At 66.9% G+C, this 24765-nt stretch carries 28 protein-coding genes; 13 read left to right on the forward strand and 15 right to left on the reverse strand.

From position 1 onward, the window contains the following. Positions 1-45: 45 nt before the first annotated feature. Positions 46-996, forward strand: a complete 951-nt coding sequence (locus V7672_RS00260; protein WP_335622676.1) for an acetyl-CoA carboxylase carboxyltransferase subunit alpha — start codon at positions 46-48, stop codon at positions 994-996. Here V7672_RS00260 and V7672_RS00265 read toward each other — a convergent pair. From V7672_RS00265 to V7672_RS00285, 5 genes are all read right to left on the reverse strand, one after another. Further along, entirely contained in the window at positions 993-2873 is a 1881-nt protein-coding gene (locus tag V7672_RS00265) for an ABCB family ABC transporter ATP-binding protein/permease (RefSeq protein WP_335622677.1), read from the reverse strand. The two genes, V7672_RS00260 and V7672_RS00265, sit on opposite strands and share 4 nt — an antisense overlap. 45 nt (positions 2874-2918) lie before the next feature. Then, positions 2919-3935, reverse strand: coding sequence for a threonine aldolase family protein (locus V7672_RS00270; protein WP_335622678.1), 1017 nt, complete (start codon positions 3933-3935; stop codon positions 2919-2921). Further along, positions 3935-4873, reverse strand: coding sequence for a mechanosensitive ion channel family protein (locus V7672_RS00275; protein WP_335622679.1), 939 nt, complete (start codon positions 4871-4873; stop codon positions 3935-3937). Before V7672_RS00275 ends, V7672_RS00270 begins: the two co-directional genes overlap by 1 nt. A 69-nt stretch (positions 4874-4942) precedes the next feature. Continuing rightward, entirely contained in the window at positions 4943-6751 is a 1809-nt protein-coding gene (locus tag V7672_RS00280; protein ID WP_335622680.1) for an ATP-binding protein, read from the reverse strand. Between the two features lie 85 nt (positions 6752-6836). After that, a complete protein-coding gene (locus V7672_RS00285) occupies positions 6837-7151 on the reverse strand; it encodes a BolA family protein (protein WP_335622681.1) in 315 nt (104 codons plus the stop codon). 45 nt (positions 7152-7196) lie between these two features. Between V7672_RS00285 and V7672_RS00290 the strand changes: the two genes are divergently transcribed. After that, complete coding sequence (locus V7672_RS00290) at positions 7197-7853, forward strand: J domain-containing protein (protein WP_335622682.1); 657 nt, start codon at positions 7197-7199, stop codon at positions 7851-7853. A 306-nt stretch (positions 7854-8159) separates the two neighbouring features. Here V7672_RS00290 and V7672_RS00295 read toward each other — a convergent pair whose 3' ends face one another. The 4 genes from V7672_RS00295 to V7672_RS00310 are packed head-to-tail and all read right to left on the reverse strand — an operon-like array spanning position 8160 to position 11825. Further along, positions 8160-9287, reverse strand: a complete 1128-nt coding sequence (locus V7672_RS00295) for an ABC transporter permease (RefSeq protein WP_335622683.1) — start codon at positions 9285-9287, stop codon at positions 8160-8162. Continuing rightward, positions 9287-10228 (reverse strand): ABC transporter ATP-binding protein, encoded by a 942-nt coding sequence (locus V7672_RS00300; protein WP_335622684.1) that lies wholly within the window; start codon positions 10226-10228, stop codon positions 9287-9289. The genes V7672_RS00295 and V7672_RS00300 overlap by 1 nt, the downstream gene beginning before the upstream one ends. Further along, complete coding sequence (locus V7672_RS00305; RefSeq protein ID WP_335622685.1) at positions 10225-11202, reverse strand: HlyD family secretion protein; 978 nt, start codon at positions 11200-11202, stop codon at positions 10225-10227. The genes V7672_RS00300 and V7672_RS00305 overlap by 4 nt, the downstream gene beginning before the upstream one ends. Next, a complete protein-coding gene (locus V7672_RS00310) occupies positions 11199-11825 on the reverse strand; it encodes a TetR/AcrR family transcriptional regulator (RefSeq protein ID WP_335622686.1) in 627 nt (208 codons plus the stop codon). The genes V7672_RS00305 and V7672_RS00310 overlap by 4 nt, the downstream gene beginning before the upstream one ends. A 125-nt stretch (positions 11826-11950) precedes the next feature. On the opposite strand from V7672_RS00310, the gene cobS reads away from it, so the two are divergent. After that, entirely contained in the window at positions 11951-12955 is a 1005-nt protein-coding gene (cobS, locus tag V7672_RS00315) for a cobaltochelatase subunit CobS (RefSeq protein WP_335622687.1), read from the forward strand. On the opposite strand, the gene V7672_RS00320 is transcribed toward cobS, so the two are convergent. Next, complete coding sequence (locus V7672_RS00320; RefSeq protein WP_335622688.1) at positions 12952-13539, reverse strand: hypothetical protein; 588 nt, start codon at positions 13537-13539, stop codon at positions 12952-12954. The genes cobS and V7672_RS00320 overlap by 4 nt on opposite strands. 139 nt (positions 13540-13678) lie before the next feature. On the opposite strand from V7672_RS00320, the gene rpmG reads away from it, so the two are divergent. Then, on the forward strand, positions 13679-13846 hold the full coding sequence (rpmG, locus tag V7672_RS00325; protein WP_029417689.1) for a 50S ribosomal protein L33: 168 nt from the start codon (positions 13679-13681) through the stop codon (positions 13844-13846). Between the two features lie 64 nt (positions 13847-13910). Here rpmG and V7672_RS00330 read toward each other — a convergent pair whose 3' ends face one another. The 3 genes from V7672_RS00330 to V7672_RS00340 form a co-directional block, all read right to left on the reverse strand. After that, entirely contained in the window at positions 13911-14489 is a 579-nt protein-coding gene (locus V7672_RS00330) for a class I SAM-dependent methyltransferase (protein WP_335622689.1), read from the reverse strand. 130 nt (positions 14490-14619) lie between these two features. Next, positions 14620-15984 carry a PleD family two-component system response regulator gene (locus V7672_RS00335; protein WP_335622690.1) on the reverse strand — a complete coding sequence of 455 codons (1365 nt, stop codon included), beginning with the start codon at positions 15982-15984 and terminating at the stop codon, positions 14620-14622. Between the two features lie 4 nt (positions 15985-15988). Then, positions 15989-16354, reverse strand: coding sequence for a response regulator (locus V7672_RS00340; RefSeq protein WP_164461973.1), 366 nt, complete (start codon positions 16352-16354; stop codon positions 15989-15991). Positions 16355-16473: 119 nt separating this feature from the next. Between V7672_RS00340 and V7672_RS00345 the strand changes: the two genes are divergently transcribed. The 5 genes from V7672_RS00345 to V7672_RS00365 all read left to right on the forward strand — a co-directional run bounded on the left by V7672_RS00345 (position 16474) and on the right by V7672_RS00365 (position 20219). Next, a complete protein-coding gene (locus V7672_RS00345) occupies positions 16474-17721 on the forward strand; it encodes a DNA polymerase IV (protein WP_335622691.1) in 1248 nt (415 codons plus the stop codon). Between the two features lie 73 nt (positions 17722-17794). Then, positions 17795-18253, forward strand: a complete 459-nt coding sequence (locus tag V7672_RS00350; RefSeq protein WP_305489067.1) for a RidA family protein — start codon at positions 17795-17797, stop codon at positions 18251-18253. Next, the gene (locus V7672_RS00355; protein WP_335622692.1) at positions 18250-19404 is read left to right on the forward strand and encodes a GNAT family N-acetyltransferase; all 1155 of its coding nucleotides are present in this window, start codon (positions 18250-18252) and stop codon (positions 19402-19404) included. Before V7672_RS00350 ends, V7672_RS00355 begins: the two co-directional genes overlap by 4 nt. Positions 19405-19479: 75 nt before the next feature. After that, a complete protein-coding gene (locus V7672_RS00360; RefSeq protein ID WP_335622693.1) occupies positions 19480-19926 on the forward strand; it encodes a hypothetical protein in 447 nt (148 codons plus the stop codon). Beyond that, positions 19923-20219, forward strand: a complete 297-nt coding sequence (locus tag V7672_RS00365) for a winged helix-turn-helix domain-containing protein (RefSeq protein ID WP_335622694.1) — start codon at positions 19923-19925, stop codon at positions 20217-20219. Before V7672_RS00360 ends, V7672_RS00365 begins: the two co-directional genes overlap by 4 nt. Here V7672_RS00365 and V7672_RS00370 read toward each other — a convergent pair. Beyond that, on the reverse strand, positions 20216-20620 hold the full coding sequence (locus V7672_RS00370; protein WP_335622695.1) for an endonuclease domain-containing protein: 405 nt from the start codon (positions 20618-20620) through the stop codon (positions 20216-20218). The two genes, V7672_RS00365 and V7672_RS00370, sit on opposite strands and share 4 nt — an antisense overlap. A 139-nt stretch (positions 20621-20759) precedes the next feature. Here V7672_RS00370 and V7672_RS00375 point away from each other — a divergent pair, with 139 nt between their 5' ends. From V7672_RS00375 to V7672_RS00390, 4 genes are all read left to right on the forward strand, one after another. After that, entirely contained in the window at positions 20760-22292 is a 1533-nt protein-coding gene (locus V7672_RS00375) for an acyl-CoA carboxylase subunit beta (RefSeq protein ID WP_335622696.1), read from the forward strand. Beyond that, positions 22289-23029, forward strand: coding sequence for a hypothetical protein (locus V7672_RS00380; RefSeq protein ID WP_335622697.1), 741 nt, complete (start codon positions 22289-22291; stop codon positions 23027-23029). The genes V7672_RS00375 and V7672_RS00380 overlap by 4 nt, the downstream gene beginning before the upstream one ends. 159 nt (positions 23030-23188) lie before the next feature. Further along, positions 23189-23344 carry a hypothetical protein gene (locus V7672_RS00385; RefSeq protein WP_335622698.1) on the forward strand — a complete coding sequence of 52 codons (156 nt, stop codon included), beginning with the start codon at positions 23189-23191 and terminating at the stop codon, positions 23342-23344. Positions 23345-23792: 448 nt separating this feature from the next. Next, positions 23793-24107, forward strand: coding sequence for a GIY-YIG nuclease family protein (locus tag V7672_RS00390; RefSeq protein ID WP_335622699.1), 315 nt, complete (start codon positions 23793-23795; stop codon positions 24105-24107). On the opposite strand, the gene V7672_RS00395 is transcribed toward V7672_RS00390, so the two are convergent. Then, positions 24092-24535, reverse strand: coding sequence for a helix-turn-helix domain-containing protein (locus tag V7672_RS00395; protein ID WP_335622700.1), 444 nt, complete (start codon positions 24533-24535; stop codon positions 24092-24094). The genes V7672_RS00390 and V7672_RS00395 overlap by 16 nt on opposite strands. Between the last annotated feature and the right edge of the window lie 230 nt (positions 24536-24765).

Here is a 24765-nt window from a genome sequence, read left to right on the forward strand (position 1 = left end):
GCCGCCTTCCCGGGGCGAAGTCTCCGCCCGCCGCAGGATGCCTTCATGGCCACGCACTACCTCGAGTTCGAAAAGCCGATTGCCGACCTCGAAGCCAAGATCGAGGAGCTGTCGCTGCTGTCCGAAACAGCGGGCTCGTTCGAATCCGAAATCGCCGGCCTGACCCGCAAGGCCGAAGAGCTGCGCCGCAAGCTTTATGGCAAGCTCGACCCCTGGATGAAGACCCAGGTGGCCCGCCATCCCCAGCGCCCGCATCTGGTCGACTATATCGACGGCCTGTTCACCGACTTTGTCGAGTTGCACGGCGACCGCCAGTTCGGCGACGATCAGGCGATCATCGGTGGCCTTGCCCGTTTCCGGGGTCGTCCCGTGCTGGTCATGGGCCAGGAGAAGGGCCACGACACCCAGACCCGCCTGACCCATAATTTCGGCATGGCCCGGCCCGAGGGCTATCGCAAGGCCGTGCGCCTGATGGACCTCGCCGAACAGTACAGCCTGCCCGTCCTGACCTTCGTCGACACCGCCGGGGCCTACCCCGGTCTGGGCGCCGAGGAGCGCGGTCAGGCCGAGGCCATCGCCCGCTCGACCGAGCGGTGCCTGACGCTCGGCGTCCCGTCTATCGCCACCGTCACGGGTGAAGGCGGCTCCGGCGGGGCCATCGCCATCGCCGCCGCCAGCCGCGTCCTGATGCTGGAGCACTCCATCTATTCGGTGATCTCGCCCGAAGGCGCGGCCGGCATCCTGTGGCGCGACGGCGCCCGGGCCCGCGATGCCGCCATGGCCATGAAGATCACCGGTCCCGACCTGATGGAACTCAAGATCGTCGATCGCCTGATTCCCGAGCCGGTCGGGGGCGCCCACAGCGACCGGGCCACCGCCATTGCCAATGTCGGCGACGTCCTGGCCGAAGAACTGGAAGCCATGAAGGGTCTCTCGCCCGAAGAGCTACGCCGCAAGCGCGCCGACCGCTTCTATGCCATCGGCCGGATGAGCTAGGCCTTCAGGGCCGACCCCCGCGTCTGCTTCCGCCACAGGGTGGCGTACTCCCCGCCCTGACGCGCGACCAATTCGGTGTGGGTGCCGCGTTCGACCACGCGCCCGTCCTTCAGCACCAGGATCAGATCGGCATCGGCCACGGTCGACAGCCGGTGGGCGACGACCAGGGTCGAGCGACCGGCCCGGGCCTTTCTCAGCGTCTTCTGGATGGCCTGTTCGGTGCGGCTGTCCAGCGCACTGGTCGCCTCATCGAGGATCAGGATACGCGGATCGGCCAGCAAGGCGCGGGCGATGCCCACGCGCTGGCGCTCCCCGCCCGACAATTTCAGACCCCGTTCGCCGACCTTGGTGTCCAGCCCGTTCGGCAGGGTGCGGATAAAGGTCGCCAGTTCCGCCGCCTCGGCCGCCTGCCAGATGTCGTCCTCGCTCGCCTCGGGCCGGGCGAAGGCGATGTTCGAGCGGAGCGTATCGTTGAACAGCGCCACATCCTGCGGCACCAGCGACATGGCGCTGCGCAGCGAGGCCTGGGTCACCGCCGTGGCGTCCTCCCCGTCGATGGTCACCCGACCGGTCTGAGGGTCCAGCAGGCGCAGGGCCAGCTTGACCACCGTCGACTTGCCCGCTCCCGACGGCCCGACCAGCGCCACCGTCTGACCGGGTTCCAGCGTGAAGCGCACATCCTCAAGGCCGGCCGCGCGGGCATCGTGGCGGAAGCTGACGTCCTCGAAGGCCAGACAGCCCCCGCGCGCATCAACCGGCCGCACCAGATCATGCGCATTGGGGGCATCCGCCACCTGCGGCCGCTGGCGCGTCACCTTCAGCAGTTCTTCCATATCGATGAAGCCCTGGCGGATCTCACGATAGGCAAAGCCCAGGATGTTCAGGGGCGCATAGAGCGAGATCAGGATCAGCACCGCCGCCATGACGTCGCCCGGGCCCATCCGCCCGGCCGCCGCCTCGAACCCGGCCATGACGGCCATGATCGCCAGGCCCAGATTCATGATCAGGGCCTGGATGCCGTTCAGCATGGCCAGCGAATTGTTGGCCTTCAGCGCCGCCTGCACATAGGTGGTCAGCGCCTGGTCATAGCGGCTCGAGGTCCGCGCCTCGGCCCCGAACGACTTGACCGTCTCATAGTTCAGCAGGGCATCGACCGACAGGCCGGCGGCCTCGGAGTCGGCCTCATTCATCGCCCGGCGGTGCTCAAGCCGCCACCCGGCCATGCCGAAGGTGACGATGGCATAGATGACCACCACGGCCACAGCCACGGCTGCGAACCGCCAGTCATAGCGCGCGCCGAGCACCCCGGCCGCCAGGATCAGCTCGATCCCCGTCGGGGCCAGATTGAAGACGATGATCCGGAGCAGGAAATCCACGGCGCGGGAGCCCCGCTCCATGATTCGCGACAGGGCGCCCGACCGCTTGGTCTGGTGAAAGTCCAGCGACAGCGACAGGGCGTGGGAAAAGGTATCGGCCGCCATCTTGCGCTGGGCCGCCGCTCTCACCGGGGCGAACACCACATCCGACAGCTGCGGCGTCACAGAGGACAGGAACCGCACCCCGGCCCAGCCCAGGGCGAAGGCGGCAAAGCCCCAGCCGACCGCGACCGCCGCCCCCTGCCCCGCCGCCAGCTCATTGACCGCAATGCCCAGCAGCACAGGCGCCGCCACGCCCAGCGCCTTGCCCAGCAGGGTCAGGGTGAGCGCCGCCGTGACCCTCAGCCTCAGTTGTGGCGCACCGGACCGGCCAACCACACCGAACAGGTCGGCCAGCGCCTTCCAGGTTGAGGGGGTTTCCGCAGGCAATTGGGCCGCCGCGCCGTCCAGAATCTTTGCCGCAGGGTCCGTCTTGCGCCCCCGCCCTCGTTCACCGCGCATCGCCATGGGCCCTATATGGAGGGCGTCGCGGGTTTGACAAAGCCGTCAACCGATCCCGGCGATGGTCTCGACCAATTCCTCGACCGCCGCCTCGGTCGTCGCCCAGGAACAGACGAACCGCACCGAGCCGTCGTCAAAGCGGTAGCAGGCCCAGCCTGCCTCGTTCAGGCGTTGGTGCGCCGCCGCCGGCATGCGCACGAAAACGGCATTGGCCTCGACCGGATGGGCCAGAACATGCGGCGAGCGCGTGACGATGCCCTCGGCCAGTTTCCGCGCCATGGCATTGGCGTGGACGGCGTGGGTCTCCCAGGCCCCTGTCTCCAGCAGGCCCAGCAGCGGCGCCGCCAGGAACCGGCCCTTGGACGCCATCTGGCCGGCCTGCTTCAGCCGGTTGTCGATCCGGCGGGCCAGCGAGGTGTCGAACATCACCAGCGCCTCACAGCACAGGGCCCCGGCCTTGGCCCCGCCCAGCACCAGAACATCGATGCCCAGCCCGGCAATCGACGTCAGGTCAAAGCCGGCCGCGGCCGCATTGGCCAGACGCGCCCCGTCCATGTGCACGCCATGGCCGCGCGCCTTGATTGGATCGATCAGGGCCTTCAGCTCGTCCGTCGTATAGACGGTGCCGTATTCCGTGGCCTGGGTCAGCGACAGGGCGGCCGGCGGCTGGCGATGTCCCACCTCGGGCTCGGACAGGTGGGCCGCCAGGGCCGCCGGATCGATCTTGCCCGAAAAGCCCGGCAGGCCGATCAGGCCGACGCCCTGGCCGAAAAAGCCCGGCGCCCCCGTTTCGTCCGTGCAGACATGGGCCGCATGGTGGGCCAGCACCGCCTCGAACGGCCAGGCCAGCATCGACAGGGCCAGCGAATTGGCGGCCGTGCCCGAAAACACGAACCGGACCTCGGCCTCGGCATCCAGCTTCTGCCGGATCAGGTCGGCGGCGCGGGCACTGACGTCATCGGTGCCATAGGCCCGGGCAAAGCCCTCATTGGCCTGCGTCAGCGCCGCCAGGGCCTCGGGCGCCATGCCGGCCGTATTGTCGGAGCCGAAGTCATAGCGCATCAGGATTTGCCTTCCCGGTCATCGGCCTTGTCCGCGGTGACCATGACCAGCCGTGCGAGGTCGGCGCCCTTGTGCGGGACCTCGACCTGATGCGGGAACGGAATCTCGATGCCGGCCTCGTCCAGGGCCTCCTTGCCGGCCTGCATCAGGTCCGCCTGGGTCTGCCACCAATCCCCCGAATTCACCCAGGCATGCAGGGTGATCTGCACCGCACTGTCCAGCAGGCCGGTCACGCCCGACCAGACCGGCGGGTCCTCCAGCACGGCGTCATGGCGTCGCCCAACCGCCTCCAGCACCTCGCGCGCCTGCTTCAGGTCCTCGCCATAGCCGACGGTGAAGTCGATCTCTACGCGCCGGCGGGTTTGGCCGGAAAAGTTCAGGATGCGGTCGCCCAGCACCAGCGAGTTGGGCACGACGATCTTGTGATTGCTGGCGTTGCTGAGTTGCGTGGTGAACAGGTCCAGCTTCTGCACAGACGCCGTCACCCCGCCGATGTCGACGACGTCCCCTACCCGATAGGGTCGCAGGATCAACAGCATCACGCCCGCCGCCACATTGGACAGGGTGCCCTGCAGCGCCAGACCGACGGCCAGCGAGGCCGCGCCCAGCACGGCGATGATCGAGGTGGTCTGCACGCCCAGCCGCTGCAGGACGGCGATCAGACCCATGATCAGCACCGCCACCCGCACCACCTGCACGGCAAAGGTCAGCACCGTCGAGTCACGCCGGAACGCATTGATCCGGCCCAGCCCCTTGCGCGCGGCCGAGGATGCCCAGCGCGAGGCAATAATGGTCGCGATCAGGATCAGGATCGCCAGCGTCAGGTTGACGGCAAAATCACCGACAAGCTGGGTCGCCTTGGCAATCAGGGCGGCATCGAGAGTCACGGCATCCCGGCCCGAGGCCAGGGTCGAGGCAAGAAGGCTGGTGTCAGTCATGCCCCGGGTCTAGCGCCCCGGAAAAGCTTGTGAACCCCCCGACCGGGAATTCTTTGGGCGTCAGACAGATCAGGCGGCGGCCTGGGCCACGGCTTCCGTGCCCATCATGGCGCGCAGGGCCTCGCGCCCCTCACCGACGTGGGCCATCATCCGCGCCAGGGCGACAAAGTCGATGGGCTTGTTCAGATAGGCATCCGCCCCGGCCTCAAGGCCTGCGGCGTGATCCTCGCTGCGCGCCGAGGCCGACAGCACGACGACCGGCGTCCCGGCATTGATCCCGGCATCATCGCGGATGTGACGGGTCGCGGTCAGGCCGTCCATGACCGGCATGTTGACGTCCATGATAATCAGGTCGAACTGCTGTTGCGCGCAGGCGTCCAGCGCCAGCTGCCCGTTCTCGGCGGTGGTCGAGACATGGCCGGCCGAGCTCATCCAGGCTTCCAGGATCATGCGGTTGACCGGGTGGTCCTCGACGATCAGGACCGACATCTGCCGGCCGTCCTCGACTTCGGCGGTGATTTCCTCGACGGCTTTGGGCGCCGCCCATTCCACGACTTCGGCCTCTACGGCGAAGGTGAAAGTCGAGCCCTTTCCGAGTTCCGAAGTGACGGTGATGTCGCCGCCCATGATGTTGGCCATGCGCCGCGAAATCGTCAGGCCGAGACCCGTGCCGCCGAACCGGCGCGTCGACGAGGCGTCCACCTGCGTAAAGGGCTGGAACAGGCGCTCCAGATCATCCGGCGAAATGCCGGTGCCGCTGTCCGTCACGGCGAACTCAAACGCCACCCGTCGGTCGGCCAGGCGCTTGCCTGTCACCGTATAGGCCACCGTGCCCGTGTCGGTGAACTTGACCGCATTGGACAGCAGATTGTGGATCACCTGACAGACGCGCAGCGGATCCCCCCGGACCGTGGCCGGGATGTCGCCTTCATATTTTGCCTCGAACATCAGGCCCTTGGCCTCGGCCTGGGCCTGGAACGGGCCGGTCACCCGGCGATGCAGATCCTCGACCGACACATCGACGACTTCGAAGGTCATCTTGCCCGCCTCGATCTTGGTCATGTCGAGGATGTCGTTCAGCAGGCTCAGCAGATTGTCGCCCGAGTTGCGGATGATCGACAGATATTCCCGCTGGGTGTTCTCCAGCCGCGTCGCGCTCAGCAATTGGGCCGCGCCCAGCACACCGTTCATGGGCGTGCGCAGCTCATGCGAGATGATGCCGAGGAAGTTCGATTTGGCGTCGTTGGCGGCATTGGCCTTGTCGCGGGCCGCTTCCAGTTCCTCGATCAGATGGGCCTGATGGGCCTGGAACGCGCGGATCCGCTCCTCGCGCATCATCGTCATGGTCACCAGCACGAACAGGCCGGCCGCCGTGAACGGCAGGACGGCGAGGAACGGCCAGAACAGCGGCGTGCCCCACTGGCTCACGGCGATAATCACGGCCACGGCGCCATAGGGCGACGAAATTACCAGCGCCTGACGCGGCGAACTGCGCAGTTGCGCGAACACAAGCACATAGCCGGCGACCAGCAGGGTCAAGGCCAGGGGCTGGCCAAACGGCGCTCCCGAAAACCAGGCCAGCAGGGGCGCTGCAGCCCAGGCGGCGGTCGTCACGGTCGCTACGGCCGGGAAAACCAGACCCCAGCCCGCGCCGACCCGCTCACTGATGCGCTTTTCAACCGCGCCGCGCGCGGCACCGGCCGCCAGGGTTCCAACGAACCACAGTCCGGCCTTCATGGGCCCCAGCGTCGCCAAAAGGCCCAGAGCCCAGCTGGTGATGATCAGATAGCGCAGATATTGGGTCTGCAGAATGGCCCGCAGGGCTGCCGCAGCTTCCCCGGGTGCTGAATCCTGCCCGATTCCGTCTGTCTCGACCAAGGCGGGCCCCCTCCGCACCGTTCACGTCAGGGGGACGCTAGGGTGAAGATTCTAAGACGAGGTGAATCTGCGTCTTGTTCGCGAACTACGCCGTCCCGGGAGCGCTCCGCGCTTCGGCCGGGGTCAGCGCCTTGACCGACAGGGCATGCACCGGCCCCGCCATCTCCTCGCGCAACAGGTCCAGCACCCGCCGCTGCCGCGCCACACGGGTCAGGCCCTCAAAGGCCTCAGAGACGATCATCAGGTTGAAATGGCTCTCGCCGCCCGGCTTGGCATCCATGCCGCCCTCGTGGTGGTGACCGGCGTGGCGCGCACTGTCATCGACCAGCTCGATGGCGTCCGGCGACAGACCTGCCCCCAGCTTTTCGAGAATTCTTTGCGCAATCGGGCCGTGCGACATGTCATCTTCCTTGATGAGGACCAAATCAGGCCTACACTTCGTAGGATGCCCTCCTCGTTTCAATACAAACCGCGCTTCAAGGATATCCGGGTCAAGCCCCCTTGCACCGACGAGGAGCGGGCCGCTGAGGCCGATGTCCTGCGCCTCAAGCCCGGCGAAAAGCCCTGCCAGTGGCCCGACTGCACCCGTGCGGCCACCGCCCGGGCGCCCAAATCGCGCGAGCGGATCAACGATTTCTACGACTTCTGCCAGTCGCACGCCGCCGAATATAACAAGGGCTGGAACTTCTATGCCGGCATGAGCGAGGACGACATCCGCGCCGCCCGCGAGAATGAGGCCATGACCGGCGGCCGCCCGACGTGGGAGATGAAGGCCGGACGCCTGAACCGGGAATCCGCCGCCGCCTCAAAGGCCGGCACCACCGGCGGCACCTGGCGCGACAGCTTCGGTCTGTTCGGCCGCCGGGGCGAGGCCGTTCCTGAACAGGCGGGCGAGGATCGTCGCATCGGCCGGCTGGAACGCGCGGCCCTGGCCGACCTGGACCTGGAACCCGGCGTCGAGAAGAAGGCGATCAAGGCCCGCTACCATGAGCTGCTCAAGCGGTTTCACCCCGACCACAACAAGGGCGACCGTGGCGCCGAGGCCAAGCTGCAGCGCGTCATCAAGGCCTGGAAGACCCTGCAGAAGGCCGGCCTGGCCTGATGTCGACAACAAGTTAAGATCGAATATTCACATCGCCGAATATGTATTAATCCATATAGGCAACCGATGTTATTTGGGTGCGTTCTTCAGGCTTACAGCGCTTGGAGACGCTACCTGAAATGTTCGGCAAGTTCAAACGACGCGATAACCGCAAACAACGCCTGTCTTCATGGTTCGAGAGCGAGCGCGACAGCGATACCCATGCCTTCGATATGGCTGGGGTTGCCTCCGGTCTGGCCGCCCTCGTGGCGGCATGTGGGCGGCAGGTCGCACGGTCCCATTTGGGCGCGCAGCGGCCCGAACCGGCTAGTCCAGCGTTGTCCGGTAGCGCGCCATCGCCAGCGCGCCGACCACCAGCACGAACAGCCCGAGGGCGAACAGGCTCGGACCTGCATTCTCCAGCCCCACCCCTTTCAGCAGCGAGCCCCGCACCACCCGCAGGAAATGGGTGACCGGAATCGCCGTGCCGATCGCCTGGGCCCAGTCGGGCATACCCCGGAACGGGAACATGAAGCCTGACAGCAGGATCGACGGCAGCATGTAGAAAAAGCTCATCTGCATGGCCTGCAGCTGCGTCTTCGCCACGGTCGAGATCAGGAATCCCAGCGAGAGCGAGCCGACGATAAACAGAATCAGGCCTGCCCCCAGGGCGATCCAGCCGCCGCTCATCGGCACGTCGAACAGCAGTCGCGCCAGCACCAGAATGACCACGGCCTGGATCACCCCGACCAGCACATAGGGGGTCAGCTTGCCGACCATGACCTCCAGTGGTCGTACCGGTGTCGACAACAGGCTTTCCATCGTGCCCCGTTCGCGCTCCCGCGCCATGCCCAGCGACGTCATCATCACCAGCGTCATCGACAGGATGACCCCCAGCAGGCCGGGCACGATGTTGTAGGCCGTGATGGCCTCCGGGTTGTAGCGCCGGTGAACGACCACCTCGAACGGCGCGGTTCCGGGCGCCCGCGCCGCCAGCGGCCCGGTGAGGTCCCGGCTCAGCGCCTGCTCCGGCAGACGGGCGAGGGCCGCGACTGCGCCCGAGGTCGCCGACGGATCGGTGGCGTCCGCCTCGACCAGGATCTGGGCCGCGTCGCCGCGCACCACCCGCCGGGTGAAATCGGCCGGGATGATCACCGCGAACTGCACCTCGCCCCGCTCCAGCGCCCGGTCCAGTTCCCGCTGACTGCGCGCCTGCAGGGTGATGTCGAAATAGCCGCTGTTGTGCATCGCGGTCAGGATGGAGCGCGAGAAGCCGCCGTTGTCCTGCACCAGCACCGCCGTCGGCAGGTGCCTCGGATCGTCATTGATCGCATAGCCGAACAGCAGCAACTGCACGATCGGCAGCGCCAGGATCATGGCATACGTCAGCCGGTCACGCGTCAGTTGGACGAACTCCTTGGCCATCACGGCCCAGGTCCGGGTCAGCGACAGCATCAGGCCGCTCGTTCAGGCGCTTCGGCCTTCTCGGCCTCGATGTCGTGAATCAGCTGGATGAAGACGTCCTCCAGCGTCGGCCGGGTTTCGCTCCAGCTCAGCGGGGGCTTGCGGAATGGTTCGATCGCCGCCTCCAGCGCCGCCCGATCCCGCCCCGAGACGTGCAGCACCGTTCCGAACGGCGCCGCCATTTCCACTCCGGGCCTGTTGCGCAGCTCATGCGCCAGCCTATCCGCCCCGGCGCCCTCGGCATGGAAGGTCACCAGTCCGGACGCCGCGATCACTTCATCCGCCGTGCCGCGCGCCAGCGTCCGCCCGCCGGCGATATAGGCGATCTCGTGACAGCGCTCGGCCTCGTCCATGTAGTGGGTCGAGACCAGCACGGTCATGCCGTCCGCGGCCAGCCCATGGATTTCGTCCCAGAAGGTGCGCCGCGCCTCCGGGTCGACGCCCGCCGTCGGCTCATCCAGCAGCAGCAGGTCGGGCCCGTGCAGGGTCGCTGCCGCCAATGCCAGCCGCTGCTTCCACCCGCCGGACAAGGTTCCGGCCAGCTGCGCCCGCCGCGCCGTCAGGCCCAGCCGGTCCAGCGCCGCCTGCACCCGCTCCCGCCGCCGGTCCAGCTCATGCACCCGCGCCGTGAAGGTCAGGTTCTGCTCGATCGACAGGTCTTCGTAGAGCGAGAATTTCTGCGTCATATAGCCGACGCGCCGCTTGATCAGGCGCGACTGGGTCATGACGTCATGGCCCAGCACCGTCCCCTGGCCGCTGTCCGGCGTCAGCAGGCCGCACAGCATCCGCAGCGTCGTCGTCTTGCCCGCCCCATTCGGTCCGAGGAAGCCGCAGATGCGCCCGCGCTCCACCGTGATGCCGAAATCCTTCACCGCGTGCAGCGATCCGAACGACTTGTTCAGCCCCCGAACGTCGATGACCGGCCCGGTCATTCCTCCGTCCCCAGCGGCGTCACATCCACCGGCAGACCGGGGTTCAGCATCGCCGCCCCTTCCGGCCGCGCTTCGACGCGATAGACCAGCCGGTCGCGGCTGGCCTTGCTGTACAGGATCGGCGGGGTGAACTCCGGCCGGGGGCTGACCCAGCTGATCCGCGCCTGCCCGGCTTCCTCGCAGCCGTCGCAGCGGAACATCACCCTCCGCCCCGGCCGGTATCGCGCCATCTCCGCCTCGGGCACGAAGAACACCAGCTTGACCTCGCTGTCCGGCAGCAAGGCCAGCACCGGCGTATTGGCCGCCGCCCATTCGCCCGGCCGGAAGAAGACCTCCTCCACCCGGGCGGACGCCGGGGCGACCGGTGCCAGCTGGCCCAGCCGCGCCTGCGCCTCGGTCAGCCCTCCCGCCGCCTGCCGCGCCTGCTGCTCGGCCTGGGCGATGGCGTCCTCGCGCGCGCCGAGGGCCGCGACCTCGCGCCGTCGACGCACCGCTGCCGTCTGGGCCCGCGCTGTCTCGCGCGCCGCCCGCGCCCGGTCCAGCCGCGCCGGCGCATAGATGCCCTGCCGCACCAGCGGCTCAATGCGTGCATAGTCTGCCTCGGCCTCGCGCTCGGCGGCCAGCGCCGCCTGCAGTTCGGCGTCAAACACGGACAGTTCCTCGGCCCGCTGGCCTTTTCGCAGATCTTCGGCCCGCGCCTCGGCCGCGCCGACCGCTGCGGCCGCGCTTTCAGCCTGGGCCCGCTGCACCCGCGGATCGATCAGAAAGGTGCGGCCGCCCGCCGCGACCCGCTCGCCCTCACGCACATAAAGGGTGGCCACCGCGCCCGAGACCGGCGCGGCCAGATAGACCCGCTCGCCCTCGATGTAGCCGGTCAGGGTCCGCGGCTCATCCCCACGCAGGAACATCCACCAGACCAGCAGGGCGATGATCGCGATCGCCCCGATCGCCAGCACGGGCCGCAGACGCCTCATGGCCGCATTCCCCTCAGGACGGTGTCCAGATGCTGGTCGGCCAGCGCCGGCACATTGATCGCCGCCGCCCCGACCGGCTCGAACGTCTCGCGCCAGATCATGCCCAGCAGCATCGGCCCCATCAGGCCGAAGGCGAACAGACGCGGATCGCCCGGCCGCACCTCGCCCCGCGACTGCGCCGCCGCGATCAGCCCGCTGATCAGGGTCACGCCGGGGTCGACCACCGTCTCGTGCCAGATGGTCGCCAGTTCCGGATGGTTTCGGCTTTCAGCGATGACCAGCTTGACCACCCCGCTCACGCGCCGGTCGGTCGCCACGGTCCGGGCCAGCATGCCGATCCCCATCCGCGCTGCCTGCTCGAACGGGACCTCGGCCGAGGCCATCGCCTTGACCCGCTCGATATTGGGCGAGATGGCGTCAGTCACCACCGCCCGGAACAGATCGGCCTTGGTCTCGAAATACAGATACAGGGCGCCCTTCGACACGCCGGCCCGCTTTGCCACCTCCTCCAGCCGCGCCGCCTGAAAGCCGCGCTCGGCGAACACCTCCAGGGCGGCGGCCAGAATTTCGGCCGGCCGTGCCTCCGGGCGTCGGCGGAATTTCGGCTGGCCGGCGGGCAGCATGGCGCCTCCTTGCTTACTGACGCGTCAGTTATTAATACCGACAAGCGCTGTCGTAAAGCACCGATATTTTCATCGGCGACGCCGCCTCGGCTGGACCCCGCTCCGCTGCAATTCTAAGGAGGCGCATGACCTCTCCCCTCGACTCCGCCCCCGATCCCCTGCTGACGCTTGAACCGCACCGCAAGGTGTCGGTCAGGGAGTTGTTCGGCATCGACTCGGACATGACCGTGCCGGTGTTCGCCGAGCGCGACAGCCATGTGCCGGACGTCGATGAGGCCTATCGCTTCGATCCCCAGACGACCCTCGCCATCTGCGCGGGCTTTGCCTTCGACCGGCGGGTGATGGTTCAGGGCTATCACGGCACCGGCAAGTCGACCCACATCGAACAGGTCGCCGCCCGCCTCAACTGGCCGCTGGTCCGCGTGAACCTCGACAGCCACGTCAGCCGCATCGATCTGGTCGGCAAGGACGCCATCGTCCTGAAAGACGGCAAACAGGTCACCGAGTTCCGCGAGGGCATGCTGCCCTGGGCCATCCAGCGCCCCATCGCCCTGGTGTTCGACGAATACGATGCCGGTCGTCCCGACGTGATGTTCGTCATCCAGCGCGTGCTCGAGGCCCAGGGCCGCCTGACCCTGCTGGACCAGAACCGGGTCATCCGCCCCAACAAGCATTTCCGCCTGTTCGCCACGACCAACACCATCGGCCTCGGCGATACCTCGGGCCTGTATCACGGCACCCAGCAGATCAATCAGGGCCAGATGGACCGCTGGAACATCGTCACCACGCTCAACTACCTCGACCACGACGTCGAGGCCGAGATAGTGGCCGCCAAGGTGCCCGAATGGCAGGACGCCGAGGGCAAGCGCACCATCGCCGCCATGGTCCGCGTCGCCGACATGACCCGCAACGCCTTCATGAACGGCGACATCTCGACCGTCATGTCACCCCGCACCGTCATCACCTGGGCCCAGAACGCCACCATCTTCGGCGGCGACATCGGCCTGGCCTTCCGCCTGACCTTCCTGAACAAGTGCGACGAGCTGGAACGCCCGACCATCGCGGAGTTCTACCAGCGCGCCTTCGGGGAAGACCTGCCGGAAGCGGCCACGCGGGTGAAGGTGGGCTAGCCCCCCACCGGCTTCGTCAGGTCGAAGCTCACCCGCAGCAGGCGGTTTTCGCGCGCCAGTTCATAGACATAGGCCTCGCCCGGATGGACCTCGACAGCCCAGACATTGGTGGTCGAGACCGCCGCATTGTTGGCGTTGAACAGGGCGATGGAGAAGGCATCCACCGGGAACTCCTGGCGAGTCGCCGTGCCCGCAGTCTCCGTGTCGCCGCCGTACCAGTGCAGGGTATGGGTCGTGCCGTCCGGGTCGCGGTGATCGTGCTTCAGCGTCAGGCCGCCAGACGTGCGCGTAATCACCCAGGTGCGGCTGTGGTCGGCACCCACGTGGAATGGAATGCGGATCTCGTCCGCCGAACAGTCGCGGACATGCATGACCAGCCGCTGGCTGCGGAAATCCGCATCGACTGGATCATCGGTCACCACCCTGCCCTCGAACGTCTGCCCGCAAAGGGCCGTCAGATTGGCGAAGAAGGCGTCCTGCGCGGCACCGGCTCCGTCGCCCGCCGGGCCCGTGGCGCATCCGGCCAGCAGCATCAGGGACAGGGCGGCGGCGGGGGCGCTCAGGGCCAGAGGCAGGGTTTTCATGGCCGTCACCCTGACCCCACCGCTCGCGCCGCACAAGAAAAACCGGTTGTGGCAATGTCGGCGTTGACTTGGGCGCGCGCCTGAGTATGTTCCGCGCCTCTCATTCCACGGCTTTCGCCGTCGCAAAGGTAATTGTCCGATGGCCAAACCGGCATCCATCAAGATCCGCCTCAACTCCACGGCGGACACCGGCTTCTTCTACGTCACCAAGAAGAACGCCCGCACCATGACCGAGAAGATGGTCGTCAAAAAGTACGACCCGGTCGTGAAAAAGCACGTCGAATTCAAGGAAGGCAAGATCAAGTAAGATCCTGCCGCCGCTACGGAATCTGAAACGCCCGGTCCGCAATGGCCGGGCGTTTTGCTGAGCGCTACCTCGCCTTCGTTGCCTCGAAATAGTGGTTGCCACCCGCATCGGTCGACTGACCCTCCAGGGTCAGCCCCACCGCCCCCAGACCCTCGCGGTAGGCCGCCTCCCCCAGCGAGCGTGAAGGCCGCCCGGTCAGCAGGTCATTCCACGCGCACTCCTGTTGCGGCGCGCTGAACAGTAACCGCCCGCCGGCTACCAGCGCATCGGCCACCCGCGCGATCAGCCGGCGCTGATCCGCCTCAGGCAACAGGAATATCAGACCGATGGCCACCGCTCCGTCGAACCTTCGCCCGAACAGCGCGCTGGTTTCGGCGGCCTCGCAGGCGACCGGGCAGTCAGGACATCGACGCCGGTATTCGGCCACCAGGGCCGGCGACGCATCCACGCCCCACACCTCCAGCCCTGCGTCGATCAGGGTGCGCGTGACCGGCTCGCCAAAGCCGCAACCGAGATCGACGACGGTTCCGCCCTTCGGCAGTTGCCTGGCCCAGCGGCGCACCACTTCGACGCCCACAGTCGACCGCGCGGCCATGAAGGCCCCGGCCACTGCGTCCCAGCCGTGCGAGAGGTCTGTCGTCATGCACTCACGCTAGCATGAGCTCCCCAAGCTTCGTCACCCTCGGACTTGATCCGAGGGTCGGTGTCACGCTCAGCGGCGTCCTGCCCGGGCCGGTCCTCTGGTCAAGCCAGAGGATGACGGCGGAGGGGTCCTACGCCGCGCGGGCGATCACCCGGTTGCGGCCGGCGGACTTGGCCTCATAGACCCCCTCGTCGGCGCGTTTCAGCAGGGCATCGGGCGTGTCGTCGCGGCCCGTGGTCGACGCCACACCGATCGAGATGGTGATCTGCAGGTGGGCGTCGCCGCCCATGACGGGGAACGGGGCGCCCGCCATATCGGCGCGGATACGGTCAGCGATGCGGACGGCGTCTTCCAGCCGGGTGCCCGGCATCACCACGACGAACTCCTCGCCACCCATCCGGCAGGGCAGGTCGACGGCCCGCACCTTGGTCGCCAGTCGCACGGCGAACTCGCGCAGAACCTCGTCGCCCGCATCATGGCCAAAGCCGTCGTTGACCGCCTTGAAGTGGTCGATGTCCATCATCAGCACGGCCACGGGCTCGCCGCCCTGATTGGCGCGGCCCACCAGCGCCTGCAGCTGTCCGGCCATATAGCGGCGGTTATGCAGGCCGGTCAGGGCATCGGTGACCGCCATCTCCAGGCTGTAGTCCAGCTTCTGGCGGAGGAAGTCGGCATAGCGTTTGCGCCGCACCTGGGTACGCGCCCGGGCGGCCAGTTCCTCGACATCGATGGGCGTGGCCAGAATGTCGTTGGCGCCCAGCTCCAGCGCCTTGATCATGCGGGCGCGCTCGTGCGGATCGACCACCGCCAGCACCGGCAGGGGCCGCGTGGATTCCAGCGAGCGGGTCTGGGCCACAAGCCGCAGGCCGTCGAATCCGCGTGAGGCCGTATTGGCGATCACCAGGTCGAACGGACCGCGCAGCGCTGCCAGCCCCTTTTCGATATCCGTCTCGACTGTCACGCGGTGTTCGGTCGACAGCTGGGTGCGGATGCGCTCGGCCTGGCGGGGATCGTCGTCGATCAGCAGGATGCGGCCTCCCGTGGCGCGCAGCCGCCCCGCGGCATCCGTGTCGACGCCCAGCCGGCGTCCGCTTTCCTCGCGCGATCGCAGCTCGTCCATGATCGACTTGAGGCGTGTCAGCGAGCGCATCCGCGCCAGCAGCACCACATCGTCGATCGGTTTGGTGACAAAGTCGTCGGCGCCGGCTTCCAGCCCCTTGATGCGCTCTTCGCGCCCGTCCAGCGCGGTCACCAGAACCACCGGAATATGCCGGGTCGCCGGATCAGCCTTCAATCGGCGGCAGGTCTCGAACCCGTCCATGTCGGGCATCATGACGTCCAGCAGGATAATGTCGGGATGGTGGGCCGCAGCCAGCTCCAGCGCCGCCTGACCGCTGTTGCAGGTCAGGACGTCGTAATATTCCATCGTCAGCTTGGCTTCGAGAAGCCGGACGTTGGTTTCGATGTCGTCGACAACGAGGATTCTGGCGGGCATCGGCTCAGCCCATATGCTTCCGGACGACGTCCAGGAAATGCATCACCGAGATCGGCTTGGAGATATAGGCCTCGCAGCCGCCCTGGCGGATCCGTTCCTCGTCGCCCTTCATGGCAAAGGCCGTCACCGCCACCACCGGAATGTGCGACAGCTCCTCATCGTCCTTCAGCCATTTGGTCACTTCCAGGCCGCTGATCTCGGGCAGCTGGATGTCCATCAGGATCAGGTCGGGACGATGCTGGCGCGCCATGGCCATCGCCGTCAGGCCCTCACGGGTCTGATAGGTCTGATAGCCCTGGGAATCGAGCAGATCATGAAAGAGTTTCATGTTCAGCTCGTTATCCTCCACGATGAGGACTTTCTTCGACATCATCACCGGTTCCTGCCGCCCCTTGCCACCGGCGGGGCTGTTGGTCGTCTTCTCCCTATCCACTCTGCCCGCCCAGTCTTAAGTTGACGTGAAGGGCCGCCTTTGGCCCGGGTGCCCCGATGACATCGCTCTGCCGAGACTGTCTGTCGCGTTTTGACCGGCCGGAAACCCGCTGCCCGGCCTGCGGCTCGCCGCGCATGATCGCCCATGCCGAGCTGGACCGTCTGGTCATCGCCCACCTCGACTGCGACGCCTTCTATGCCTCGGTCGAAAAGCGCGACCGGCCCGAGTTGCGCGATGTCCCGGTGATCGTCGGCGGCGGCCATCGCGGGGTGGTCGCCACCGCCTGCTATGTCGCCCGCCAGTATGGCGTTGGCTCGGCCATGCCGATGTTCAAGGCGCTCAAGGCCTGTCCCGATGCCGTGGTCATCAAGCCTGACTTTGCCAAATACAGGCACGAGAGCCGCCGCATCCTTGGCGCGCTGGCCAACCTCACGCCCCTGATCCAGACCCTGTCGCTGGACGAGGCCTGGGCCGATCTGTCGGGCACCGAGCGGCTGAACGGGGGCTCACCCGCCTGGCAACTGGCGCGTCTGCAAAAATGGATCGAGGACGAGGTCGGCCTGACCGTCTCGATCGGCCTTGCCCCCAACCGCTTCCTCGCCAAGGTCGCCTCGGAACTGGACAAGCCGCGCGGTTTTTCCGTCATCGGGTCCGAGGCGCAGCAGTTGCTGGCCCCCCGCCCCGTCTCCATCCTGCCGGGCGTCGGGCCGATCTTCGGGCGCACCCTGCGCGCCGACGGCTTCGACACCATCGGACGTCTGGCCGAGGCCGATGTCCGCGATCTGGTCAAACGGTATGGCGACTGGGGCCTGCGCCTGCACGACCTCTCCCACGGTCGCGACAGCCGCCCGGTCGACCCTGAGCACGACCGCAAGGGCATGAGCGCCGAGACCACCTTCAACGTCGATCTGACCAAGGCGGCGGACCTCGAGGCCGAACTCTGGCCCCTGTGCGAAAAGCTGGCGTCCAAGGCCCGTCGCGACGGCATCGCCGGCCGGGTCGTCACGCTGAAACTGCGGCGCACCGATTTCCGCATCCTGACGCGCCGGCGGACCCTGGCCGATCCGGTCCAGACGGCCCGCACCCTGTTTGCCGAGGCCCGGACCCTGCTGAAGCCCGAACTGGGCACGCCCTATCGCCTGATCGGCATCGGCATGGCCGATCTGGTCGATGCGGCCGATGTCGCGCCGGGCCTGTTCGCCGCCGACCGCACGCGCGAGCTGACCACCGAGACCACCATCGACCGGCTGCGCGATCGTTTCGGCCCCGGCGCCGTCATCTCGGGCCGGTCGCTGAAAAGCTGAGCGCGACATCGCGGACGGGGTGACGCCTCGCCCGCGCCGGGCTAAACGCCCCGAAAGACATCAGGAGACGACCATGACCTACGCCGCCCGCATCGCCGAACTGGGCCTCGACCTGCCCGAGCCCGCCAAGGCCGTCGCCAACTATGTGCCCTGGGTGCGCACGGGCAATCTGGTCCACATCTCGGGCCAGCTGTCGAATGACGCCTCGGGCGGCATCAAGGGCACGGTCGGCGTCGACGTCAGCCCCGAGGACGCGGCCCGCGCCGCCCGCATGTGCGGCGTCAACCTGCTGGCCCAGATCAAGGACGCCCTAGGCGGCGACCTTGAGCGCGTCGTCCGCGTGGTCAAGCTGGGTGGCTTCGTCCAGGCCGGGCCCGACTTCATCGCCATTCCCGCCGTCATCAACGGCTGTTCGGACCTGATGGTCGAGGTGTTCGGCGACGCCGGTCGCCACGCCCGCTCGGCCGTCGGCGTCTATCGCCTGCCGCTGGGCTTCGCCGTCGAGGTGGACGCCATCGTCGAGGTGAAGTGACGGACGAAGGCTTTACCCTCCGCGTCCACGGCGCGGTCGCCGATGTCGGCCGGGACGCGTGGGAGGCGCTGGCCGCCCCCACCGGCGATCCCTTCATCGGCTATGACTTCCTCGACGCCTGCGAGGCCTCGGGCAGCGCCGCGCCGGCTCAGGGCTGGGCCGGCCGCCATCTGGCGCTCGAGGACGACAGCGGTCGCATCCTCGGCCTGATGCCCCTCTGGCTGAAGGGGCACAGCAGCGGCGAGTACGTCTTTGACCACGCCTGGGCCGACGCATGGGAGCGCGCGGGCGGGCGCTACTATCCCAAGCTGCTGGGGGCCGTGCCCTTCACCCCCGTCACCGGCCCGCGCGTCCTGATCCATCCGGACGCCGATCCCGGCACGGTGCGTCAGGCCCTGATCCAGGGGGCCGAGACCCTGTGCGCGCGCCTCGACCTGTCCTCCATCCACGTCAATTTCCCGACCGAGGCCGAGGAGGCCGAGATGGCCGCCGCCGGCTGGCTGCCGCGCCTCGACCTGCAATATGTCTTCACCGATCAGGGCTATGGCGATTTCGAGGGCTTCCTCGCCGCCCTGTCGTCGAACCGCAGGAAGACCATCCGGCGCGAGCGGCGCGAGGCCCAGGCCGGGCTCGACATCCGCATCCTGACCGGCGCCGATCTGACCGAGGATGTCTGGGACGCCTTCTTCGCCTTCTATCTCGACACCGGTAGCCGCAAATGGGGCCGCCCCTATCTGACCCGTGACTTCTTCTCGCGCATCGGCCGGACCATGGCCGAGCGGATCGCCCTGGTCATGGCGTATCGGGGCGACAGCCCCATCGCCGGCGCCCTCAACCTGATCGGTCGCGACGCCCTGTACGGCCGCCAGTGGGGCACGCTGGAAGACATCCCCTTCCTGCATTTCGAGCTCTGCTATTATCAGGCCATCGAATTTGCCCTGTCCCGCGGCCTGAAGCGCGTCGAGGCGGGGGCCCAGGGCCATCACAAGCTGGCGCGCGGCTATCTGCCCTCCCCGGTCCGCTCGGCCCACCACATCCCTGACCCCGGCTTTCGCGACGCCATCGCCCGCTATCTGGATCACGAACGCCCGGCCATCGAGGCCGAGATCAGGGCCCAGACCGAGGCCGAGTCCCCCTTCCGCAAGGCCTGACTTTCCACTTCGGAAAATTATCACTTGCCACGATGGAAAGTCATGCTACTTTCCACATCGGAAAGTGAGAACCCCATGACCCAAGACGCCGATCCGAAAGACGCCCTGGCCAGCATCACGTCCGCCCGCGCGGGCATGACGGACCAGATATCCTATCCCCTCGCCTATGACCTGATGTACGGCGCGGTCTGCGGCCTGCTGGTCGCCAGCCAGGGGCTTCAGCTGCCCTGGTCGGCCGCCTGTCTGGTCGTCGCCCTGGCCGGCCTCGCCTATGCCGTCCACTGGTGGAAGCGGCGCTACGGATGGTGGGTGAATGGCTATTCGCCCAAGCGTGCCCGCTGGGTCGCCATGAGCATTGCCGCCGTCCTGATCGCCCTGATGGGGGTGTCGATCTGGGGCAAATACGCGGGCTTCGGCTGGATGCCGCTGGCCACCGGCGCGGCGGGCTTCGTCGCGGCCATCGTCGGCGGACGCCTGTGGATGCACGTCTGGAAGCGCGAACTGGCCGAGGCTGATGGATGACGCCCCCGCCCCTCTTCGATCCCGTCATCCACGCCCCGGGTCGGCTGCAGATCTGCGCTATCCTGTCCAGTGTCGATGAGGCCGAGTTTGCCCTGATCCGCGACACCATCAAGGTCTCGGACTCGGTCCTGTCCAAACACCTGAAACAGCTGGAGGACGCGGGCTATATCACGCTGACCAAGACCCCGGTCGACGGCCGCTCGCGCACCTGGGCCAGCCTGACCCCGGCCGGCAAGAAGGCCTTCGCCGCCCACGTCGCCGAACTGAACCGCCTCGCCGCCCTGGCGGGTTAGCATTCCTCCCCCACAGGGGGAGGGGGACCGCCGGTACGAAGGTGGAGGGGGCTCGCCCTCGCACGCTGTTCGATGGTCACGAGAACGCCCTCAAGGTTGCCGAGAACATCGCGCGCCGCGATACGCAGGACCGCTATCCCCCGCATTTCCAGCCACGCCGTTCGCCGCTGATCATGGCGGAACTGGTCGGGATGATCATGGCCTTGACCATCGACCTCGACCGCCAGCCGACCTTCGTCGCAGTAGAAGTCGAGGATGTAGGGCCCGATCGGATGTTGTCTGCGGAAGCGCAGGCCCGCCAGCTTGCGCCCGCGAAGTGCAGTCCAGAGCAGGCCCTCCGGCAGCGTCAGCTTTCGGCGGAGTTGCCGTGCTCGCACTACGGTAAGGCGGGGCGCTTCCATCAATGCAACTTATCAGGGAACAGACCGCGCCGTCAGCCCCCTCCACCATGCTGCGCATGGTCCCCCTCCCCCTGCGGGGGAGGAATACTTGCCTCCCCCGCCGGGTCTCCTTAAGGCTCAGCCCTTCAAGGAGGCCCTTATGCAAGACATTCTCGACCAGCTCGAAGCCCGCCGCGCCGGGGCCAAGCTCGGCGGAGGCGAAGCCCGCATCGCCGCCCAGCACAAAAAGGGCAAGCTGACCGCGCGCGAGCGCATCGAGGTGCTGCTGGACGAGGGCTCCTTCGAGGAAACCGACATGTTCGTCGAGCATCGCTCGCACGACTTCGGCATGCAGGACCAGCGCATCCCCGGCGACGGCGTGGTCACGGGCCGCGGCACCATCGGCGGCCGTCTGGTCTATGTCTTCTCCAAGGATTTCACCGTCTTCGGCGGCAGCCTGTCGGGCGCCCACGCGGCCAAGATCGTCAAGCTGCAGACCATGGCCCTGACCAACGGCGCCCCCATCATCGGCATCTTCGACGCCGGCGGCGCCCGCATCCAGGAGGGCGTCGAGAGCCTCGCCGGCTATGCCGACATCTTCCTGCAGAACACCCTGGCCAGTGGCGTCATCCCCCAGATCAGCGTGATCATGGGCCCGTGCGCCGGCGGCGATGTCTACAGCCCCGCCATCACCGACTTCATCTTTATGGTGAAGGACACCTCCTACATGTACGTCACCGGGCCGGACGTCGTGAAGACCGTCACCAATGAGGTCGTGACCCACGAGGATCTGGGCGGCGCCCGTGTCCATGCCGGCAAGTCGGGCGTGGCCGACGGCGCCTTCGAGAACGATCTGGAGGCGCTGGCCGAGGTCCGCCGCCTGATCGGCTTCCTGCCCCTGTCCAACCGCGAAAAGCCCCCGGTCCGCGACAGCTATGACGACCCCGAGCGCGACGAGGCCAGCCTAGACACCCTGGTCCCCGCCAATCCGAACCAGCCCTATGACATCAAGGAGCTGATCCTGAAGACGGTCGACGAGGCCGAATTCTTCGAGATCGCGCCGGATTACGCCAAGAACATCGTCACCGGCTTCGGCCGCCTCGACGGCCAGACCGTCGGCATCGTCGCCAACCAGCCCCAGGTGCTGGCCGGCGTGCTGGACATCGACAGCAGCCGCAAGGCCGCCCGCTTCGTCCGCTTCTGCGACGCCTTCGACATTCCGCTGGTGACCTTCGTCGACGTGCCCGGCTTCATGCCCGGCACCCGTCAGGAATACGGCGGCCTCATAAAGCATGGAGCAAAGTTGCTGTTCGCCTATGCCGAGGCCACCGTGCCCAAGCTGACCGTCATCACCCGCAAGGCCTATGGCGGCGCCTATGACGTGATGAGCTCCAAACACCTGCGCGGCGACGTCAACTACGCCTGGCCCAGCGCCGAGATCGCCGTCATGGGCGCCAAGGGCGCCGTCGAGATCATCTTCCGCAAGGAGGCCGGCGACCCCGAGGCCCTCGCCGCCCGCGAAGCCGAGTACAAGGAACGCTTCGCCAACCCCTTCGTCGCCGCCAGCCGCGGCTACATCGACGACGTCATCATGCCGCATGGTACCCGGCGGAGACTGATCCGCGCCCTACGGACGCTGAAGAACAAGCAGCAGTCGAACCCGTGGAAGAAGCACGATAATATACCGCTATGACCGAGATCATCACGAGCGCTGGCCAGCTCCTCAAGGAATTGAGGCGGTTTCACGGAACTCTCGGCAAGGGAAATCAACCCCTACACACCTATATCATCGCCCATTTCTCGATCGATGATGCGGTTCCATGGCAGATGGGCGTCGCGAGATTCGAGAAAGTCGTTGATCGGGCGTCGTTAGATCTAGATATTCTTCCCGAACCTCGGCAAGTGAAGTACCGGGAAACTTTATCAGAAATTCGTCGGATCGTTCACCCGGAGAAGTACGCTGAGCAAGGCTCGACTGCATTAAGAAACTCGGTTTCCGAATTGTCGATTGAGCGCCTCGAAAACTTCAACGATTCCTTGCTACTTGCGGGTAGATCATTTTCGTTAGAAGACGCGCGAGTCGAGTCCGTCGTTGAGGCGTTGCAGTCTCTTCTTGATGAGATGGAGTCAGAACCTTCAGACATAGATGATGCGATTGCGCCGAAGATCAAAGATTTGATCACGGCACTCGATCACTATGCGCTATTTGGCGCTGAGGGAGTGGAAGACTACGTTGCAATGCTAATTGGGGCAGCATTGACGCGTGGTATGGAGACTGTTGGCCCACTGCCCGATGTCGTGAAATCCAGGATCAATCGAATCCTTAGTGTGTCAAAAGCAGCGATGGATGGTTTTGTTTATCTGGCAAGCGGGGCACAAGGTATCGAATGGGCGGGTGCCCACTTTGGCTTGATCGCTCCTCCAGCCTGACCAACCTCCTCTTCCTCTGTTCCCGCAACCGCCTTCGCTCCCCCACGGCGGAGCGGGTGTTTGCCGACTGGCCGGGCGTCGAGACGGCCTCCGCCGGCCTTGCCCCCGATGCGGACGAGCCCCTGACGCCCGAGCATCTGGGCCGACCTGATCTTCGTCATGGAGCCGGTCCACCGCCGCCGCCTCCAGACCCGCTTCCGCCGTCATCTGAAGGCCGCCCGCGTCATCTGCCTCAACATCCCCGACGACTACACCTTCATGCAGCCCGAGCTGGTCGCCCTGCTGAAAGCGCGGGTGGGGCCGCATCTGAAGTAGCGGACCCTTCGCCCCTCGCCCCGGCTCGTCGCAAGCGCCGTCCGGGGCCGGCCAGTTTGGAGACCGCGCCGTCCCCGATAACGCCTGCGGCGTTTCGGGGATGACAATAGCGTCAGCAGCTGCGGCGTTTCGGGGATGACAATGGCGTCAAGAGTGTCGGCGTTTCGGGGCGTTCAGGGGCCCTCTCATCCCCGGGGGCCATGGAGGCACTGTTGTCATACCCGAGGTGGCCGAGAGGGCACTGTTGTCATCCCCGGCCGCCGTGGACGCACTGTTTGTCATCCCCGAATTCGCGAAGCGAATATCGGGGACGCACCCCCGCCCTCCTCTTTCGCGCCCGGACAGCCGCAAGGCTGAGCCGGGCGAAGGGGAGTGACCGGCGCACCCTCCAACGTTGTTCTTGCTTTGTTCACCCTCTCGTGCATCCTCCCCTTGGGAGGAAGGAGCGATGCGGGAGCACAGCTACTGGGTCTATGTCGTCGCCAGCGGGCGATGTGGCTGGCTGTATGTCGGGATGACCAACGACCTGATCCGCCGGGTTGGCGAGCACAAAGACGCGCAGGTCGACGGCTACAGCCGTGAGCGAGGGACCGACCAACTGGTCTGGTACGAGCCCCACCGCTACGTCGAACAGGCCATCTTGCGCGAGAAGCGGATCAAGCGGTGGCGGCGCCCTTGGAAATTCGCCCTGGTCGAGGCGGCCAATCCCGACTGGGCTGACCTTTACCCCGCCCTGGCAGCCCGCGTTCAAACCCCCTCCTGATACCGCGCCACCAGTTCCACGATCGCCACGGTCACCGCATGACCGATCAGGCCGACGGTCCACCACAGCATGGGGGCCTTCATGATGAAGGCGCCGGCGTTCAGGCTGATGGCGGCAAACACGGCCATGCCCAACAGCCAGCTGACGGCGTGAATGCCGAACGACAGGCGCACGCCCGAGCGGGCCTTGGCATTGCGGGTCTGGACCATCTCGGCCGCCTCGATGCGCGGATCGACCGCCAGGGCCGCCACATCGACCTGATAGGCATTGGCCAGCGCCTTCAGCGTTTCCAGCGAGGCCTGCTGGCCGCGCTCGATGCGTTGCAGGGTGCGCAGGCCGATGCCGGACAGCTCGGCCAGATGCTCCTGCGACCAGTGGCGCTCCTCGCGCCAGCGTTTGATCTTGGCGGTGTCGGTACGAAACGTCATGTGGGCCTCCCGGCGTTCGGTTATCAGATGCGGACCAGAAACCGCAAAACCGCCCCGCCTCACCACGCCACCTGCCCGCCACCCACCCGCCAGTGCCCCGCCACGGGGCCGCCAGTGGGCGGGGAGAAAACCGTCACCCTCCGAATTGACCGCGGGATCGGTGCGGGCAGACCCTGTCCATTCCTCCCCCCTCGGGGGAGGGGGACCATGCGCAGCATGGTGGAGGGGGC

Source organism: Brevundimonas sp. (assembly GCF_036963785.1).
GTDB lineage: Bacteria > Pseudomonadota > Alphaproteobacteria > Caulobacterales > Caulobacteraceae > Brevundimonas.